Source organism: Corallococcus sp. CA047B (assembly GCF_003612065.1).
GTDB lineage: Bacteria > Myxococcota > Myxococcia > Myxococcales > Myxococcaceae > Corallococcus > Corallococcus praedator.
This window is the reverse complement of record NZ_RAWD01000248.1, coordinates 1-14,878: the sequence shown is the minus strand read 5'-3', so window position 1 is coordinate 14,878 and position 14,878 is coordinate 1. Positions and strand designations below refer to the sequence as shown.

Below are 14,878 nucleotides of genomic sequence, written 5' to 3'. Positions count from 1 at the left end.
CGGCAGCCGTGGATCGTCCGGGGCGTGATGCGCACGAGCGAGGCGGTGACGCCGGTGCCGCACCTGGCCGCGCCGTTCTTCACCTTCACGGCGGTGTACCTGTTCCTGGGGGTGACGGTGCTCTTCGTGCTCTGGCGGCAGGTGGCGGGCACGCTGCCCGGAGCGGTGGATGGGAAGGTGACCCATGCCCATTGAGGAGATGCTGGGGTTCGCGGTGGCGGGCACGTTCGTGCTGTACGCGCTCCTGGGCGGGGCGGACTTCGGCGGTGGGGTGTGGGACCTGCTGGCCCTGGGGCCTCGCAAGGCGGAGCAGCGGGCGCTCATCGCCCGCGCCATCGGTCCGGTGTGGGAGGTGAACCATGTCTGGCTCATCGTCGGACTGGTGCTGCTGTTCAGCGGCTTTCCGCGCGCGTTCGCGGCGCTGAGCGTGGCGCTGCACGTGCCCCTGACGCTGCTGGTGCTGGGCATCGTGTTCCGGGGGACGGCGTTCACCTTCCGGGCCTACGACACGCGCGGCGACGCGGTGGAGCGGCGCTGGGGCGTCGTCTTCAGCGTGGCGAGCGTGGTGGCGCCGCTGCTGCTGGGCATGTGCGTGGGCGCGGTGGCCAGCGACGCCATCCGCATGCAGGGGCACGCGGTGGTGAGCGGCTTCTTCGCGTCGTGGCTGTCCCCCTTCGCGGTGTCGGTGGGCGTGCTGACGCTGGGGCTCTTCGCGTTCCTGGCGGCGGTGTACCTCACGCACGAGGCGCACACGCCCCAACTGGCGGAGGACTTCCGGCGCCGCGCGCTGGTGACGGGCGGGCTCCTGTTCCCGCTGGCCCTGGCGGTGCTGCTGCTGTCGAAGGAGGGCGCGCCCCGGGTGTGGACCGGGCTGTCGCAGACGCCGTTCGCGCTGGCGCTGCACGTGGGCACGGCGGTGGCGGCGGTGGTGGCCTTCGCGCTCCTGTGGACGCGGCGCTTCCGGGCCGCGCGGGTGGCGGCGGCCACGCAGGCGGGGCTCATCGTGCTGGGGTGGGCGGTGTCGCAGGCGCCGTATCTCGTGTACCCGGGCCTGACGTTGCGAAGCGCGGCGGCGTCGCCAGGGGTGATGCGGCTGCTGTTCGTCGCGCTCGGGGTGGGGGCGGTGACGGTGGTGCCGTCGCTGGTGCTCCTGTTCCGCGTCTTCCGGCCCCAGCCTCCCGGAACGACGGCTACTTGAGCACGGGGAAGAGGGGCGGGTGGACGACGCGGGGCTTCTCCTCGCCCCGGGTCACGAGGACGCGGGCGCCTTCGAGCAGGTCCTCGGAGTCCAGCGCCTCCACCACGGTGCGCGCGGCCGTCTCCTCATCCATCACGCGGCAGTGCACGCGCATGAAGCCGCCTTCCGTCTCGCCGCCCTCCACCTCGCCGTTGCCCGTCCAACCGAGCGCGTCCGTGAGCAGCTCCTCCACGGCGTTGCGCTTCTCGAAGTCGTGGCCGCTGCCCTTGCCCTGCACGGCGTACTCCACCAGGAGCACAGCCATGGCCTCGGGCTCGGGCTCGTCGTAGCCGGTGTCCACCAGGGACTCGGCCTCCTGGGCGATGACCATGTCGGGGTCCTCGTCGGCGGGGACGGGGACGGTCTTCTGTTCGCCGCCGTCGCCCACGGGGCCCCAGTGCACGGTGACGACGCCCTCGTGCTCCCAGGCCTCCCAGTAGCGCAGGGTGTCGCCGTCCTTCTTGTAGAGCTTCAGCACGCCGGTGGCCTCATGCGCGCGGACTCTACCGTCAGGAGGCCGGGGCGCATCCTAGAAGGCACGGCCCTGGCCGCCGTCCACGGGCAGGGTGGAGCCCGTGACCCACTTCGCCCGCTCGGAGCACAGGAAGGCGACCACGTCCGCCACCTCCTCCGGCGTGCCGAAGCGGCCCCAGGGGATCTGCTCGCGCACCATGCGGGCCACGGCTTCGGGGTCCAGTTGCTGGCGTTTGTCCCAGCTTCCCCCGGGGAAGAAGATGGAGCCGGGGGCGACGGCGTTGACGCGGATGCGGTGGGGGGCCAGGTCCACCGCCATCTCCTTGGTCAGCGCGATGAGGGCCGCCTTGGCCGCGCTGTAGGGCGCGCTGGTGGCGTACTCACGGCCGAAGATGGAGCTCAGGTGGACGATGCTGCCGCCCCCCCGCGCGCGCATCACCGCCAGTGCGCGCTGGCTGCACCACACGGCGGACATCAGGTTGCGCTGGAGCACGTCCGCCCACTGCTCGGAGCTGGCCGCGTCGAAGGCGCCCGCGCCGCCGCTGCCGCCCACGTTGTTGACCAGGATGTCCAGCGAACCGAACGCGCGCACCGCCGCGTCCACCGCGGCATGGGCCCCTTCCGGGGTCGCCACGTCCGCGACCACCGTGGCCACCTGCGCGCCCTCGGAGCGCAGCGCCTTCGCCACGGTCTCCACGGGCTCCAGGTTCCGAGCGCACACGCACACCCGCGCGCCCTCGCGCGACAGCACCGTGGCGATGGCCCGTCCGATGCCCCGGCTGCTGCCGGTGATGAGCGCTGTTTTTCCTGTGATTCCCAGTTCCATGCGGCGTGTTCTACCGCTGGAGCGGGGCGCGTGGGGCGCGGGTTTGTGGGGGGCGGTCGAGATCCTGACGGAAGGGGGTTAGAGGCGCTCGAAGAGGTCCAGGCGCCAGGTGCCGTCCATCTCGCCGCGCAGGTGTCGCAGGTTCTTGGGGGAGAGGCGGCGGAAGGAGTCGTGGACGTCGTGGCCGTTGAGGCGCATGTCGCGGCTCTGGCCGGTCCAGTGGACGAGGAGCAGGTGCCCGCCGGGCTCCAGGTGTTCGAGGATGCGCTGCTGCGCGCGCTCCAATTCCTGCGGGCTCCAATGGCAGGCGCGTTCGGACACGAGGGTGAGGTCGAATTGCTGGTCTGGGTATTCGTCTGGCACGGCCATCACCTGGAAGCGCACGTGGGGCAGGTGGCGACAGCGGTGGATGGCGCGGGCCTGGGCGAGCCGGGACACCTCCACGGAGAGCAGGGCGTCACATCTCGCCTGGAGTTTCTCGGTGAGGACGCCGATGGCGCCGCCAATCTCGAAGGCGGAGCGATAGCGCGCGCGGGGCAGCGCCTCCAGGGTGACGGCGTCGCGGCTGCGCACGGAGCCGAGCGCGTCGAAGCGCCACGGGTCTTCCGTCTCCTGGAGCGAAGGGGAGGCGGGCGTGACGAGGAGGGGCGCGGACCGCGACGTCTTCATCAGGGGGGCTCCGGTGGATCGCGAACCCTGAGCATGGGGACGTCGCGGGCCTGCCACATCCCGTGCGAGGAGGCCCGGGGATGTGTCGGCCATGCACACCGGAGCAGGGCTTCATCCGCTGGAGGACGGCCCGGCACTCCGGGGCAGGTCGGACGTCGGTCTGTCAGTGATCAGGCCAGGAGTCCGGCTGGCAGGACCAGGGCAGATCCTCACCGCGGCGGTCGCAGTGGTAGCCCTCGGTGCACGGATTGGGTCCGTTCGGGTCGCAGGCCTGGAGGCAGTGATAGCGGTCGCAGACCTGTCCCTCCGCGCAGGTGGGGTTGGGGCTCTTGTCGGAACAGCGCTCGACGCACTCCGCCCAGACCTTGCCGGGAAATCGCGCATCCGGGAACACCTGGCATTTGCGCCCCTCGGGGCAGGGCGTCTCCACGCAATTGGGGCCGTAGATCTTCGCGCAGGTAGAGGTCCCCTCCTCGAAGGGGATGCAGTGCTGGCCGTCAGGACATCCCCGTGTTTCGCATGTGGGAAGGCACGAAGGCCCCGGTTTCACATCCGCGCAGAAGAAGCCTTCTGGACAAGTATTGGGTTCGTTGAGCGTGCAGGCGCGGGCACAGAAACCACTCTCGCCCGAGCAGCGAAGGTCCGCTGTGCAAGCAGACTGTGAGTTCCTGGGGAGGTCCCAACAATGCTCTCCCTCCAGGCGCGGCCCGATGGGGGCACAGAGTTTGACCCGTGGTCCTCCAAGAATGGTCGTCAGCGTGCTGCACCGCTGACCCTCAGGACACTGCACGTCGGTCATGCAGTTGCTGTCCGTGCAGTAGTGTCCGTGCCGGATGTCGAAATAGCAGCCCAGCGGGTGTTCACAGTCGCTCTGCTTCGAGCAGTAGCGGTGGTACGTCAGCAGCCGCGTGTGGTCCTCGGGTCCGAGGATGGGGATGAGCCGTGCCTGCCCTGGCACCTCAAGGGTGCCGGACTCCTTCAGTCGTCCCAGGACGAAGAGGAGCGGGGTGATCAACGCGAGGCAGCCCAGAAGGCTCACCAGTGCCTGCCACGGTCGCGTCATTCGCACGCCTCAAGGCACGCGTCACTCTGTTCGCGCCCGTTGGTGCAAAAAAGCCTGAAGGCATCTGAGTCGCAGTCTCCCTCCTGCACCCGCTCTTTCGCATCCCGATGCACCGCCCGGTCCGCGATGCCTCCCTTGCGGTGCACCTCCGGGCACGCGCTCACGCAACCTAGGACGCACAGCCACATCCCCACGGAGTGCGCGCGCGCCCAGCTCAACCCCTGCACAGCCCCGGCGAGGCCCTGTCCCATGACGGCCCAGGCTATCCGCCGCCCGGGCCCGTCAAGCATTGCCCCGCCGGGCAATCACAGTGTCCGCTACCCCGCCTGGAAGCGGGCTTCCGCGGGGCGCTCACCACCGGAGCGCTTCACGCCGTGGTCACCGTTGGCGGACAGGTGCTCCAGCAGCTTGAACACCGTCTCCGCCTCGTCCGGCGCGCCGATGTCCTGGGCCAGTTGATCCGCCGAGCGCGCCTCCGTCTTCGCCGTCTGCAACTTCGCCAGCAGCTTGCCCTGCAATTCCAACACGCGGCCCGCGGCCTTCTTGCCCGCCTCCACGCCCGGCTGGTGATAGGCATTGATGTTCACGAGGCTGGCGTAGAGCCCCACCGCCCGCTCGTACAACGCAATCAATGCCCCCACCGTGCGCGCGCTCACGTTCTGCACGGTGAGCGTCATCGACTCGCGGCCCTTCTCGAACAGCGCCCGGCGCGTGCCCAGCAGGAAGCCCAGCAGGTAGTCGCCGCTGGTGTTGTCGCCCTCCACCGCCATGGACTTGCCGTCGCGGTCCTTCAGCACCTCCACGAAGGTGACGAAGAAGTTGTTCACGCCTTCGCGCAGCTGCTGCACGTACGCGTGCTGATCCGTGGAGCCCTTGTTTCCATAGACGGCGATGCCCTGGTTCACCACCTGGCCGTCCAGGCTCAGCTCCTTGCCCAGCGACTCCATCACCAGTTGCTGGAGGTACTTGGACATCAGCATCAGCCGGTCCTTGTACGGCAGGATGACCATGTCCTTCGTGCCCTTGCCGCCGCCCGCGTGGAACCACATCAGCGCGAGCAGCGCCGCCGGGTTCTTCGCCACGTCGTGCACGCGCGTCGCCGCGTCCATGTCCTTCGCGCCCGCGAGGAAGCCGTCCACGTCCAGCCCCTGCAACCGCGCCGGCACCAGCCCCACCGCCGACATGAGGGACGTGCGCCCGCCAACCCAGTCCCACATCGGGAAGGTGCGCAGCCAGTGGTGCTTCTTCGCGTACTGGTCCAACTCGCTGCCGTCCCCCGTCACCGCCACCGCGTGCGCGCCGAAGTCCAGACCGCGCTGCTGGTACGCGCGCTCCGTCTCCAGCATGCCGTTGCGCGTCTCCTTGGTGCCGCCCGACTTGCTGATGACCACCGTGAGCGTCTCCGACAGCCGCTCACCCAGGGCCCCCAGCGTCCGGTCCATCCCGTCCGGGTCCGTGTTGTCCAGGAAGTGCACCTGCATCGGGTCCCGGTGCGAGCCCAGCGCGTCCGCGACCAGCTGCGGCCCCAGCGCCGACCCGCCAATGCCCACCAGCAGCACCTGCGTGAACTTCGCCGCCTTCGCGGGCTTCACCTTGCCCGCGTGCACGTCCCTCGCGAACGCCGCCACCGCGTCCTGCATGGCGGTGATGTCAGCCTTCAGCCCGGCCTCCGGCGACAGCTCCGGCGCGCGCAGCCAGTAGTGGCCCACCCGGCGCTTCTCGTCCGGGTTCGCGATGGCGCCCTTCTCCAGCGCCTCCATGGCCTGGAACGCCGCGTCCGTGCGCGCGCGCATCCCGTCCAGGAAGTCCGCGCCGAAGTTCATGCGGGAGATGTCCAGCGTGAGCCCCACCGAGGGGACGACGCACAGGTGCCGCTGGTACCGCTCCCACAACTCGCGCTCCGTCATGACCCGACTCCTTGCTTGGGAGAGGCGCCCGCCTTCACGCGCGGGGCCTGGAAATCGCCGCCTCCCACCGTAGCAAGGCCCGCACGGCGCGGACGCAACGATGTCGCTGCCCGCGTTGCCTGGACGTCGCTTCGCTCAAGCCCCTGTCATCCGGGAGGCGCTTGCGCGCTCACGGCGCCGGGTGCGCCGCTTCCACGGGCGGAGGGGCCTCCGGAGGCGATGCCCCCTGGGGCTTCCACGCTGGGTTGCGGAAGACATACGACAGCCGCTGGCCCAGGGACCCCGGCCGGGCGAAGTCCCGGGCGATGTTGCCGTACTCGTGGAACGCGATGCGCACCGGGTTGTACGTGGTGAGGTTCTTCACCAGCCCGTAGATGGGGCGCTCGACCTCCGGGGTGAAGGTGCCGAAGAGCCGGTCCCAGATGATCAGGATGCCCGCGTAGTTCGTGTCCAGGTAGACGGTGTTGGACGCGTGGTGCGCGCGGTGGTGCGACGGCGTGTTGAACAGCCACTCGAACGGGCGCGGCAGCCGGTGGATGGCCTCCGTGTGGATCCAATACTGGTACAGCAGGCTCACCGCCTGCTGCGTGACGATCATCGCCGGGGAGAAGCCCAGCAGCGCGAGCGGCGCCCAGAACACCCAGCCCGTCATCGGCGTCCACGTCTGCCTGAGCGCCGTGGACAGGTTGTAGTGCTGGCTGGAGTGGTGCACCACGTGCGAGGCCCAGAAGAAGCGGCTCTCATGGTGGACGCGGTGGAAGGCGTAGTAGCAGAGGTCCTCCAGGAAGAAGAGCAGCACCCAGGCCACCAGTCCCGAGCCCATGCGCAGCGGGGTCAGGTGGTAGAGCGCCGCGTAGCCCGCGAAGGCCACGCCCTTCCAGCCCACGCCCACCACCACGCTGCCCAGGCCCATGGAGAGGCTGGCCACCGTGTCCTTCCACGTGTGGCCCTTGACGCTCTCGCCCGCTTCCGCGCGCAGCTTCTTCACCCACAGGGCCTCGGCGATGACGGTGAGGACGAACACCGGGATGGCCGGGGTGATGAGGTCGGGGATGTGCGCCGTGTCCATGGGAGACCTCCTGCTGTTTCAACCGCTCAGGCTTTGGGGGCGAAGGCGACGCGCATGAAGCGCGCCAGGGTGTCCAGCATGCGGCGGTGCGCCGGGTCCGACGGACGGGCCGCGCCGCCCACCGCGGCCCCCTGCACGGCGTCCAACGCCAGCTCCACCACGTCGTCGAAGTCCGGGTGCGTGGCGGCCACGTCCGGGAACAGCTCGCGCGCCACGCGGTGCAGGTTCCTGCGGTGCGGCCCGTCCACCGCCGCCAGCGCCCGCTGCAACTCCGGGTCGGTGCGCGCCGCGACGTACAGCTCGATGGCCGCCTGCAGCTCCGGCCGCTGGTAGACGGCCCACAGCATGTCCACCGCCGCCCCCACCCGGTCCTTGCCGGAAGGCCGCGCGCCCACGCCCGCCAGGAAGTCCTGGATGATGCGCGGGAAGAGGTGCTCCACCGCCACCGCGAGCAGCTCCTCCTTCGTGTCGAAGTGCATGAAGAGCGCCCCCTGGGACACCCCCGCCCGCTTCGCCACCGCCACCGTCGTCAGCCGCGCGTAACCCTGCTCCACCAGCGTCTCCAGGGTCGCGTCCAACAGCTTGCGCCGCGTCGTCTCCCGGCGCTCCGCCTGCGTGCGGCGCACCCCCGGCACGGCACGGACGGCCGTCTTCGGAGCGGGCCTGGCGCTGGGGGCGGACTTCGGGGGCATGCCTTGAAGGATAGCCCGCAACTTAAAAAGTGACCAGTCACTTTGTGAGGCGGGGCTCAGGCTGTCGGATGCCGTACGCGAAGGCCGCCGCTGATCCGCGCGGGAGGGCTGTTCCAGGCCTGCCAGCAGGGCAGGAGAGCGGACGAGCGTCTGTCTTTGCGCACGTCCGGCTGGCAGGGATCGAGGCGGGTCTTTTCCAGAGACATCAGGCCCGCCAACCGGGCAGGCGAAGAGGCAGGCGCTCCCGTGCTTCAGGCCGGTTCTTCCTCTGGAATGTGGTCAAGGGTCGGCCCCTTGGGACAGGGCGGGGCGCAGCTCGGCTGCTAGTGATCCGTTCGGGATTGAGCGAAAATCGCTGGGAAATACCGCAAGCCCTTGCAGCGGTTGTCCGCCCGCCCCGATATGACCATTACCGCTCTTCTCGTCGGCTCCCTCCTCGCTTCGGCTCCCGCTGTCCCCCCCACGGCCCAGGCCGCCTCGAATGTCGTCGCCGAGGTGGGCGTGCCCTTCGCGTGTGGTCGCATCTATACGGTGAGCCAGGGCCACGAAACGGGCAGTCACCAGCACAACGACACCTTCGCGTGGGACTTCCGCATGCCGGAAGGTACTCCCATCGTGGCGGCCCATGACGGGACCGTCCGCATGGCGCGGGGCGACAGCAAGCAGGGCGGATGTGGCGAGCAGTTCGCGCCGCTGGCCAACTACGTCGTCATCTCCCACGGCGACGGGCTGGAGACGCAGTACCTGCACTTCAGCGCCGTGGTGGTGAAGCCCGGTGAGCGCGTGAAGGAGGGCCAGCTCATCGGCTTCTCCGGCGCGACGGGCTGGGCGTGCGGCGCGCACCTGCACTTCAAGGTCGCGAAGGAGCAGGGCTCCGGGTGGAACAACCCCTCCGTGCCCGCGCGCATCGTGGGCTATGGGGACCCGGTGCGCGACACGCTGGTGTCGGCGCCGCTGTGCAAGGACTCCGCCCAGCCGATGATGGCGTCCAATGGGGGCGCCCACACGCCGGGCCAGGCGGTGGTGTCCATGTCACCGCCCATCGCGGGTTCGATCCAGGATGCGTCGCGCGGCCTGCCGCCCGGGGCCAAGGCCATTCTCGACGGCCTCTCCCAGCCTCCCGCCCAGGGCGGCGAGGGACTCGACAAAGCGAGCCCGTCCCGCTCTCCCCGCATGGCGAGCGGCTCCGACGAGACTCGCTGACGCGAGCAGCGCTCCGGCGCCCGCGAGCAGTCCGAAGAAGGCCCCCGCGTTGAGGAAGTACTCCAACGGCAACAGGGGGCCTTCCACGTAGCCCTTCACCACGCGGTAGCCGACGTGCCCCAGCAGCGCCAGCAGGGGCAGGTTGATGAGCGGCAACACCAGCCAGCGGGCCGTGCGCCACCACCGGGCCACGGCCTCCGCGACGGCGGTGGAGGCCGTGTAGCGCCAGGCCCCCGCGCGGGCCACGCGCAGTTCCGCCAGCATCGACTCCACGTCCGGCACGCCCAGGGCCTCCGCTTCCAGGCCCTGCGCGCGCGCCACGCTGCGCGCCTCGGCCAGGGCGGTGCGCGCGGCGGACTCGGCGAGGAAGTCATCCTCGAAGGGCTCCACCACCGCGACCTCCGCGGCGCGGGCCCGGGTCCTGTCGCGCACGGCGTCCACCACCGTGGAGGCCGCCGCCACCGCGAGCCCCGCGGGCAGGCTGCGACGGGCCACCAGCGCGCCAGCGCCCATGCCGGAGGCGCCCCACAACGACAGCCGCAGCCCCCACGCGGCGGGACCCCAGAAGCGGCCCGCGGCCTGACGGCGCACCTCTGAAGCGAGGTGTCCGTGGGCCAGGCCCAGCCGCGCGTCGAAGTCGCCCTGGAGGGCTTCCGCCGCGCGCGCGAGTCCCGCGTCGAGCGCGGTGCGCGTCCTGCCCAGCAGCGCGTCCGTTTCGGTGAGGGCGGCCCGCACGGTGGAGGAAAGCTCCTCCAGGGCGCCCAGGGCGTTGGTGTGGCGCACGCGCGCGGCGACGGCCTGGGTGGCGAGTCCCCGCAGGTGGAAGAGGAGCGGGCCGAACTCACCGGACACGTCCTGGCCGTCCCTGGCGGCGCGCGCGCTGATGGCGAAGACGGGGACGTCTTCCGCGGCGAGGCCGTGGTGCTGGGTGGCGACGCGGCGGATTTGAGACTTCAGCGCCTCGCGCGATTCGGCGGAGAGTTCGTCGGCGAAGTTGAGGATGAAGACGAGCGCGCGGCGGCGGGCGAACTCGTTGAGGAACTCCACCTGGGTGGCCTCCGCGACGCTGCCCCGGTGCATGACGACGAGGGCGACGTCGGCCTTGTCCAGCGCGGCGCGGGCGACGTCGCGGTGGGTGGTGGCCACGCTGTTGAGGTCCGGCGTGTCGATGAAGACCTGGCCGCTCCACAGGCCCTGGGGGCCGGGCGTGTAGCGCACGACGCGCGCGCCGGTGCGTGACAGCTCCTCCACGGGCGTGCCTTCCGGCGCGAAGAGGGTGGACGCGGTGCTGGTGGGGCGGTCCACGCCCTCGCGCGACAGGGACTGCCCGGCGAGCGCGTTGAGCAGGGTGGACTTGCCCGCGCCGGTGGCGCCGACGAGCGCGACGACGAGCGGTGCGTCCCGGCGGGCGACGCCGCGGGCGTAGTCCTCCAGCAGGCGCTCCAGGCGCGGGCCGTGCGGTTGGAGCGCGGGCAGCGACAGCGCGTCGGTGAGCAGCGGGCGGAGGGCTTCAGGGTCGGGAAGGCGGGTGTCGTCCACGGAGGGCACAGCGTGGCGTGACCGGAGCGCGCTGGCTACGACGATGAAGGGGGACGGTGCGCCAGCGTGCATTCGGCTGGGGGCATGGGATGGGCCCCGCACGTGGCCTCAGGGGGCTTCGACGAGGCGTTCACATCCAGTGGCGGGTCGTTGAGTTGTCTGGTGGGAACCAATGCAGTCGTACGTGTGTCGTAGGTCATTGATATGAATAAGGAAGGTGTACCCCTGAGGAGGGATGGACAGACGTCGAAGCTGAATGCCAGTCTCGGACCCGTTCCGGTAGGGAATGAACGCGTCGTGAGTGGAGCGTCAGGTGAAGGTGTTTCGACTCATGGTCTGGGCGATGACCTTCGGATGTGCTGCCACCCATCCAGAGGAGCGGGTGCCAGAACGCGGCACGCCGGTCCATGCGGATGCTGCCTGCAAGGGATTGCCCTCCGTCGAGGCATGTCAGGAGACGGCTGGGTCCATCGAGGACGACCGGTTGCGCGCGTGTGTCACGCAGCAGTGTTCGCGGATCTGGGTGCGGTGCAACGCGATGACGGATGCGCAGTGCGCGGCACACGACCGGCGGCGGCCTTCCGGCCGGAAGGTGCTCGGCATTTCGAGCATCGGTTCCTGCGAGGCCCCGCACCGGCTCATCGTCTGGTGTTCGCGCCAGTTCAAGGATCCCCGGCGTGCGGCCCGCTGCGCGGAGGATGCGTTTGTCCATGAACTCGCCCACTCCTGCGGATTCCGTCACGATGCGGACGTCTTGCAAGACGGACAACTGCACGACATGGGTGTGCCCGGGCACGATGGTTCCTTGAGGAACTGCCCTGTCCAGGAAGGAGGCTCGCGATGAAGCCGTGGACCCTCATGATACGAGGCGCCGGTGTGCTCCTGCTGGGAAGCGCCTGCGCACGCCTCCAGAAGCCGCCCCCGCCTTCGCAGCCGCCCCTCCTCGCCTTCGAGCACGTCCTCTATGACGGGCACACCGTCTCCGGGCGAGCCCTCGTCGGAGCGCGGGCCCCTACCACCGTCGATCGACGCCTCATCGAGAACGTCTCCTTAAGCGTCGACCGCGTCACCGACTGCGCGACCGGGGCGGCGTTCCCGCCGCTGGTCGCGGACTTCCTTCCCGAGCCCCCGACCCGAGACGACCTGGTGACCCTGAACGAAGGGGAGTGGTTCGGCAGGGACGTCTCCTTCGTCGTCTTCGCGGAGCCGTTCACCCCGCCCGAAGGGCCCGCGTGCATCGAGCTATCCCTGTCACTCCAGATGACAGGCTCGCAGCCGGTCACCTTGCGCCTCAAGGCCGAGCGTGCCGCCGAGGCGCAGGGGAAGGACGGTGGTGCCAGCGGTGAAGGTGTTCCACCGCCACGCCAGGAGCCCTGAAACCCCACTGGGGCCCCGCCAGCACCCAGGACGGCTTCGCCACAGTGCAGGTGAAGCTCCGGCCCGGAGCGGAAGCCGAGGGTCCCGTAGCAAAGTTCCCCGTGGACTTCGTGCAAACGCCGACGGGGTGGCGTCTGGCCTGCTGGTTCGCGGAGGAGGGAGCGGTCTCTCCCCTGATGGCCGCCGCGCAGGTGTCCTGCTTCTCCTCCGATTCGATGCGCCCGGGCCCCTGAAAAACAGGACGCCGGGCGGAAGCACGGTGGCCTCCGCCCGGCGTCTGTCTTCAACTCCGAAACCGGCTGACTACAGCGAGTTGATGAACTTCAGCAGCGCGTTGCGGTTCGCGGTGCTGAGGTTGATGAAGGCCTGCTTGGAGGCCTCGCCCTCGCCGCCGTGCCAGAGGATGGCCTCGGTGACGTTGCGCGCGCGGCCGTCGTGCAGGAAGCCTTCGCCGCCGCTGACGCCCGACGTGAGGCCGATGCCCCAGAGGGGCGCGGTGCGCCACTCGGCGCCGGACGCCTGACCCTCGGGGAGGTTGTCCGCGAGGCCCGTGCCCATGTCGTGCAGCAGCAGGTCCGTGTACGGGTGGATGGTCTGGCTGCGGAACTCCGTCATCGCGCTGTACTGGCTGGTGGTCAGCGTGGGCGCGTGGCACTTCGCGCAGCCCGCGTTGTTGAACACCGTCTCACCCTGCGTCGCCGTCGCGTCGTTGTAGTCGCGGCGGGCCGGCACGCCCAGGAGGGCGATGTAGCGGGTGATCTTGTCCAGGTCCGCGTCGCTCAGCTCCGCGCTGGTGCCCGTGCAGCCCTGCTGCGACGTGCCGCAGTCCTGCGTCTTGAACACATTCGACGTCACGCCCATGTCGCTGTTGAGCGCCTCGGCGACCTGGTGCTTCACGCGCGCCGTGCCCGCCTTCCAACCGAAGCGGCCCATGCGCGTGACGCCCGTCTCCGGGTCCCGCACCGTCTGCATGCGGCCGGAGATGCCGTCGCCGTTGGCGTCGTTCGGATCCGCCAGACCCGCGACCTGCGTCTCCGACACCGCCTCCAGCAGGCCCATGCCGATGAGCTGCGGCGTGATGCGCGCGGAGAAGTTCGTCGGCGTCACGTTGACGAAGCTGTAGTTCGGCTTGCGCAGGCTGTACGTCGTGCCGTCGCTCAGCGTGCCGCTGGTGTTCGTCCAGCCGCTGATGCGCACGTCCGCCTCCGGCGTGCCGCTGACCGCGCGCGGCTGCAGGCGGAAGCCCAGCGCCGGGTCCACCGTCACCGTGCTGCCATTCACCTTGCCCACCTTCACCACGTAGTTGGTCAGCGTGGTGTTGGTCGTGGAGGGCGCCAGGCCCCGGCCGTTCTGCTTGTGGCATTCAACACAGGAGGTCGCGACGTAGTTGTTGCCCAGCTTGTTCATGTGCGCCGTGAACACCGGGTTGTCCGGCTCCGAGTGCGTGCCGTCCTTGAAGTTCGTGTGGTGGATGCGGCGGCCCTCGACGAAGGGCTGCGCGTTCACCGGCGCCAGGTTCGTGGACATCTGCAGGAAGCGGTTGTCCGGCTCGTTGGAGAACGGCGTGTGCAGCGTGCCGCGACCGCCCGCCCAGGCCTTCTCCGGCAGCGCGAAGGAGTCACGGATGGCGCCCTGGCCCTCGAACGGAACGATGCCGCCCTGGCCCACGATGTAGAGCATGCCCGTGGAGTAGTAGTTGAAGCGGCCTTCCACCGGCGCCTGCAGGAACACGCCAATCTCCAGCTCCATCCGGTCACCGATACGGATGGCGCGGCCTTCCTTGGCGTTGAAGTTCACCGACGCCGTGTACTTGTAGTCGTTCACCTTCACGAAGTCCGCGTTGTGGAAGTACTCCGCCACCGTGTTCAGGCCGCGGAAGAACGCGCGGAAGTCAGGGCTGTCGTACGGGTAGATGGTGTAGAGGTTGACGACGACCTGATTGCCGCCCTTGGCCACCTCGTCCACGATCTCAATCCAGTGGGTGCGCTTCTCGAAGTACAGCTTCAGGTAGTGGTCGTAGGCCTGGTACATGTCCTCGCGCATGTGGCGGTCGCGAACGCGGTCGCCCACGCGGGTGATGATGGCGGTGGACGTCGTCTCGGTGGTGGCCGGCTCCAGCGCGGTGGCGCTGGTGAACAACGGCACCACGGGGCCCGCGTCGCCATTGGGGGGAGGACCTGCGTCCACCGTGCCGCCCGCGTCAGGCGTGGTGCCCGCGTCAGGCGTGCCGGTGCCCGCGTCCACGGGCGGGTTGGTGCCTGAATGCGTGTAGCGCGTCCAGGCCGTGTCTCGCGCACAGGCGCACGACACATCCCAGTACGTGAAGTTGTAATCAATGAAGTTGCCGGCGACGAGGCCCGTCACCGCGTACTGGTTGCGGCCGCCCGTCACCGCCATGCGGATGTTGAGCTGCTGGCCGTCGTTCAGCTTGTAGTGGATGTCTGCCCAATCCGTCGTGTCGACGTAGAAGATGGCGGACGAACCAGAAGGGGTGACGCCTGAGGTGGCGGCTTCGGAATCAACCGCCAGACAACTGGCGGCCAGGAACGCGAGCACGATTCCCGTGAGTCTGCTGCGGCTCATGGATGGGGACTCCAGTGGGGTGGAATGGAGCGTGGGACAGCGAGCGCTGCGAAGGGGACTTCGTAGCTTGTCCGAAGAAAGTCGGGATTCATTCCCGCCGCAAGGTGGGAGCCCGGAGAATTCGGCTAAGGCGTGATAACTGATAAATAAGCGAAATTGATGTAATCCCTGACGCGCTGTGTTGTCTTTTTCTGACGCGTTGTGTTGGGAGGGATTGCCGCGCTGCGGCGGGGTGGGTG

The 14,878-nt window shown here is 69.6% G+C and carries 12 protein-coding genes and 1 pseudogene; 5 read left to right on the top strand and 8 right to left on the bottom strand.

All coding sequences use genetic code 11. The annotated features are described in order from the left end of the window. Both D7X74_RS30145 and D7X74_RS30140 read left to right on the top strand, forming a co-directional pair. Positions 1 to 195, top strand: a 195-nt coding sequence (locus D7X74_RS30145; protein ID WP_147446730.1) for a cytochrome ubiquinol oxidase subunit I, incomplete at its 5' end; no start/stop codon positions are given. Continuing rightward, positions 185 to 1,198: a cytochrome d ubiquinol oxidase subunit II gene (locus tag D7X74_RS30140; protein ID WP_120536462.1), complete on the top strand. Its 1,014-nt coding sequence runs from the start codon at positions 185 to 187 to the stop codon at positions 1,196 to 1,198. The genes D7X74_RS30145 and D7X74_RS30140, both read left to right, overlap by 11 nt. Here D7X74_RS30140 and D7X74_RS30135 read toward each other — a convergent pair. The 6 genes from D7X74_RS30135 to D7X74_RS30100 all read right to left on the bottom strand — a co-directional run bounded on the left by D7X74_RS30135 (position 1,191) and on the right by D7X74_RS30100 (position 7,937). Continuing rightward, entirely contained in the window at positions 1,191 to 1,715 is a 525-nt protein-coding gene (locus tag D7X74_RS30135; RefSeq protein ID WP_120536461.1) for a hypothetical protein, read from the bottom strand. The two genes, D7X74_RS30140 and D7X74_RS30135, sit on opposite strands and share 8 nt — an antisense overlap. 51 nt (positions 1,716 to 1,766) lie before the next feature. Further along, positions 1,767 to 2,537 carry an SDR family NAD(P)-dependent oxidoreductase gene (locus D7X74_RS30130; protein WP_120536460.1) on the bottom strand — a complete coding sequence of 257 codons (771 nt, stop codon included), beginning with the start codon at positions 2,535 to 2,537 and terminating at the stop codon, positions 1,767 to 1,769. Between the two features lie 78 nt (positions 2,538 to 2,615). Beyond that, a complete protein-coding gene (locus D7X74_RS30125; RefSeq protein ID WP_120536459.1) occupies positions 2,616 to 3,206 on the bottom strand; it encodes a trans-aconitate 2-methyltransferase in 591 nt (196 codons plus the stop codon). 1,380 nt (positions 3,207 to 4,586) lie between these two features. Then, entirely contained in the window at positions 4,587 to 6,176 is a 1,590-nt protein-coding gene (locus tag D7X74_RS30110; RefSeq protein WP_120536457.1) for a glucose-6-phosphate isomerase, read from the bottom strand. A gap of 169 nt (positions 6,177 to 6,345) precedes the next feature. Further along, the gene (locus tag D7X74_RS30105; RefSeq protein WP_120536456.1) at positions 6,346 to 7,245 is read right to left on the bottom strand and encodes a sterol desaturase family protein; all 900 of its coding nucleotides are present in this window, start codon (positions 7,243 to 7,245) and stop codon (positions 6,346 to 6,348) included. Between the two features lie 26 nt (positions 7,246 to 7,271). Then, the gene (locus D7X74_RS30100) at positions 7,272 to 7,937 is read right to left on the bottom strand and encodes a TetR/AcrR family transcriptional regulator (protein ID WP_120536455.1); all 666 of its coding nucleotides are present in this window, start codon (positions 7,935 to 7,937) and stop codon (positions 7,272 to 7,274) included. Positions 7,938 to 8,339: 402 nt separating this feature from the next. Between D7X74_RS30100 and D7X74_RS45370 the strand changes: the two are divergent. Beyond that, positions 8,340 to 8,744, top strand: a pseudogene (locus D7X74_RS45370) (M23 family metallopeptidase); the annotation flags it as partial. 225 nt (positions 8,745 to 8,969) lie between these two features. On the opposite strand, the gene D7X74_RS30090 reads toward D7X74_RS45370, so the two are convergent. After that, positions 8,970 to 10,679: a GTPase gene (locus D7X74_RS30090; protein WP_120536463.1), complete on the bottom strand. Its 1,710-nt coding sequence runs from the start codon at positions 10,677 to 10,679 to the stop codon at positions 8,970 to 8,972. Between the two features lie 313 nt (positions 10,680 to 10,992). Here D7X74_RS30090 and D7X74_RS42735 point away from each other — a divergent pair, with 313 nt between their 5' ends. Further along, positions 10,993 to 11,523: a hypothetical protein gene (locus tag D7X74_RS42735; RefSeq protein ID WP_147446729.1), complete on the top strand. Its 531-nt coding sequence runs from the start codon at positions 10,993 to 10,995 to the stop codon at positions 11,521 to 11,523. Then, complete coding sequence (locus D7X74_RS30085) at positions 11,520 to 12,056, top strand: hypothetical protein (RefSeq protein ID WP_120536454.1); 537 nt, start codon at positions 11,520 to 11,522, stop codon at positions 12,054 to 12,056. The genes D7X74_RS42735 and D7X74_RS30085 overlap by 4 nt, the downstream gene beginning before the upstream one ends. Before the next feature lie 303 nt (positions 12,057 to 12,359). Here D7X74_RS30085 and D7X74_RS30080 read toward each other — a convergent pair whose 3' ends face one another. After that, positions 12,360 to 14,639, bottom strand: a complete 2,280-nt coding sequence (locus D7X74_RS30080; RefSeq protein WP_120536453.1) for a di-heme oxidoredictase family protein — start codon at positions 14,637 to 14,639, stop codon at positions 12,360 to 12,362. Positions 14,640 to 14,878: the final 239 nt, after the last annotated feature.

Bases quoted from the DNA above. Each gene is read 5' to 3' on its own strand.
- D7X74_RS30125 (WP_120536459.1), bottom strand. From the start codon at position 3,206: ATGAAGACGTCGCGGTCCGCGCCCCTCCTCGTCACGCCCGCCTCCCCT.
- D7X74_RS30085 (WP_120536454.1), top strand. From the start codon at position 11,520: ATGAAGCCGTGGACCCTCATGATACGAGGCGCCGGTGTGCTCCTGCTG.
- D7X74_RS30100 (WP_120536455.1), bottom strand. From the start codon at position 7,937: ATGCCCCCGAAGTCCGCCCCCAGCGCCAGGCCCGCTCCGAAGACGGCC.
- D7X74_RS30110 (WP_120536457.1), bottom strand. From the start codon at position 6,176: ATGACGGAGCGCGAGTTGTGGGAGCGGTACCAGCGGCACCTGTGCGTC.
- D7X74_RS30105 (WP_120536456.1), bottom strand. From the start codon at position 7,245: ATGGACACGGCGCACATCCCCGACCTCATCACCCCGGCCATCCCGGTG.
- D7X74_RS30140 (WP_120536462.1), top strand. From the start codon at position 185: ATGCCCATTGAGGAGATGCTGGGGTTCGCGGTGGCGGGCACGTTCGTG.
- D7X74_RS30080 (WP_120536453.1), bottom strand. From the start codon at position 14,639: ATGAGCCGCAGCAGACTCACGGGAATCGTGCTCGCGTTCCTGGCCGCC.
- D7X74_RS30130 (WP_120536460.1), bottom strand. From the start codon at position 2,537: ATGGAACTGGGAATCACAGGAAAAACAGCGCTCATCACCGGCAGCAGC.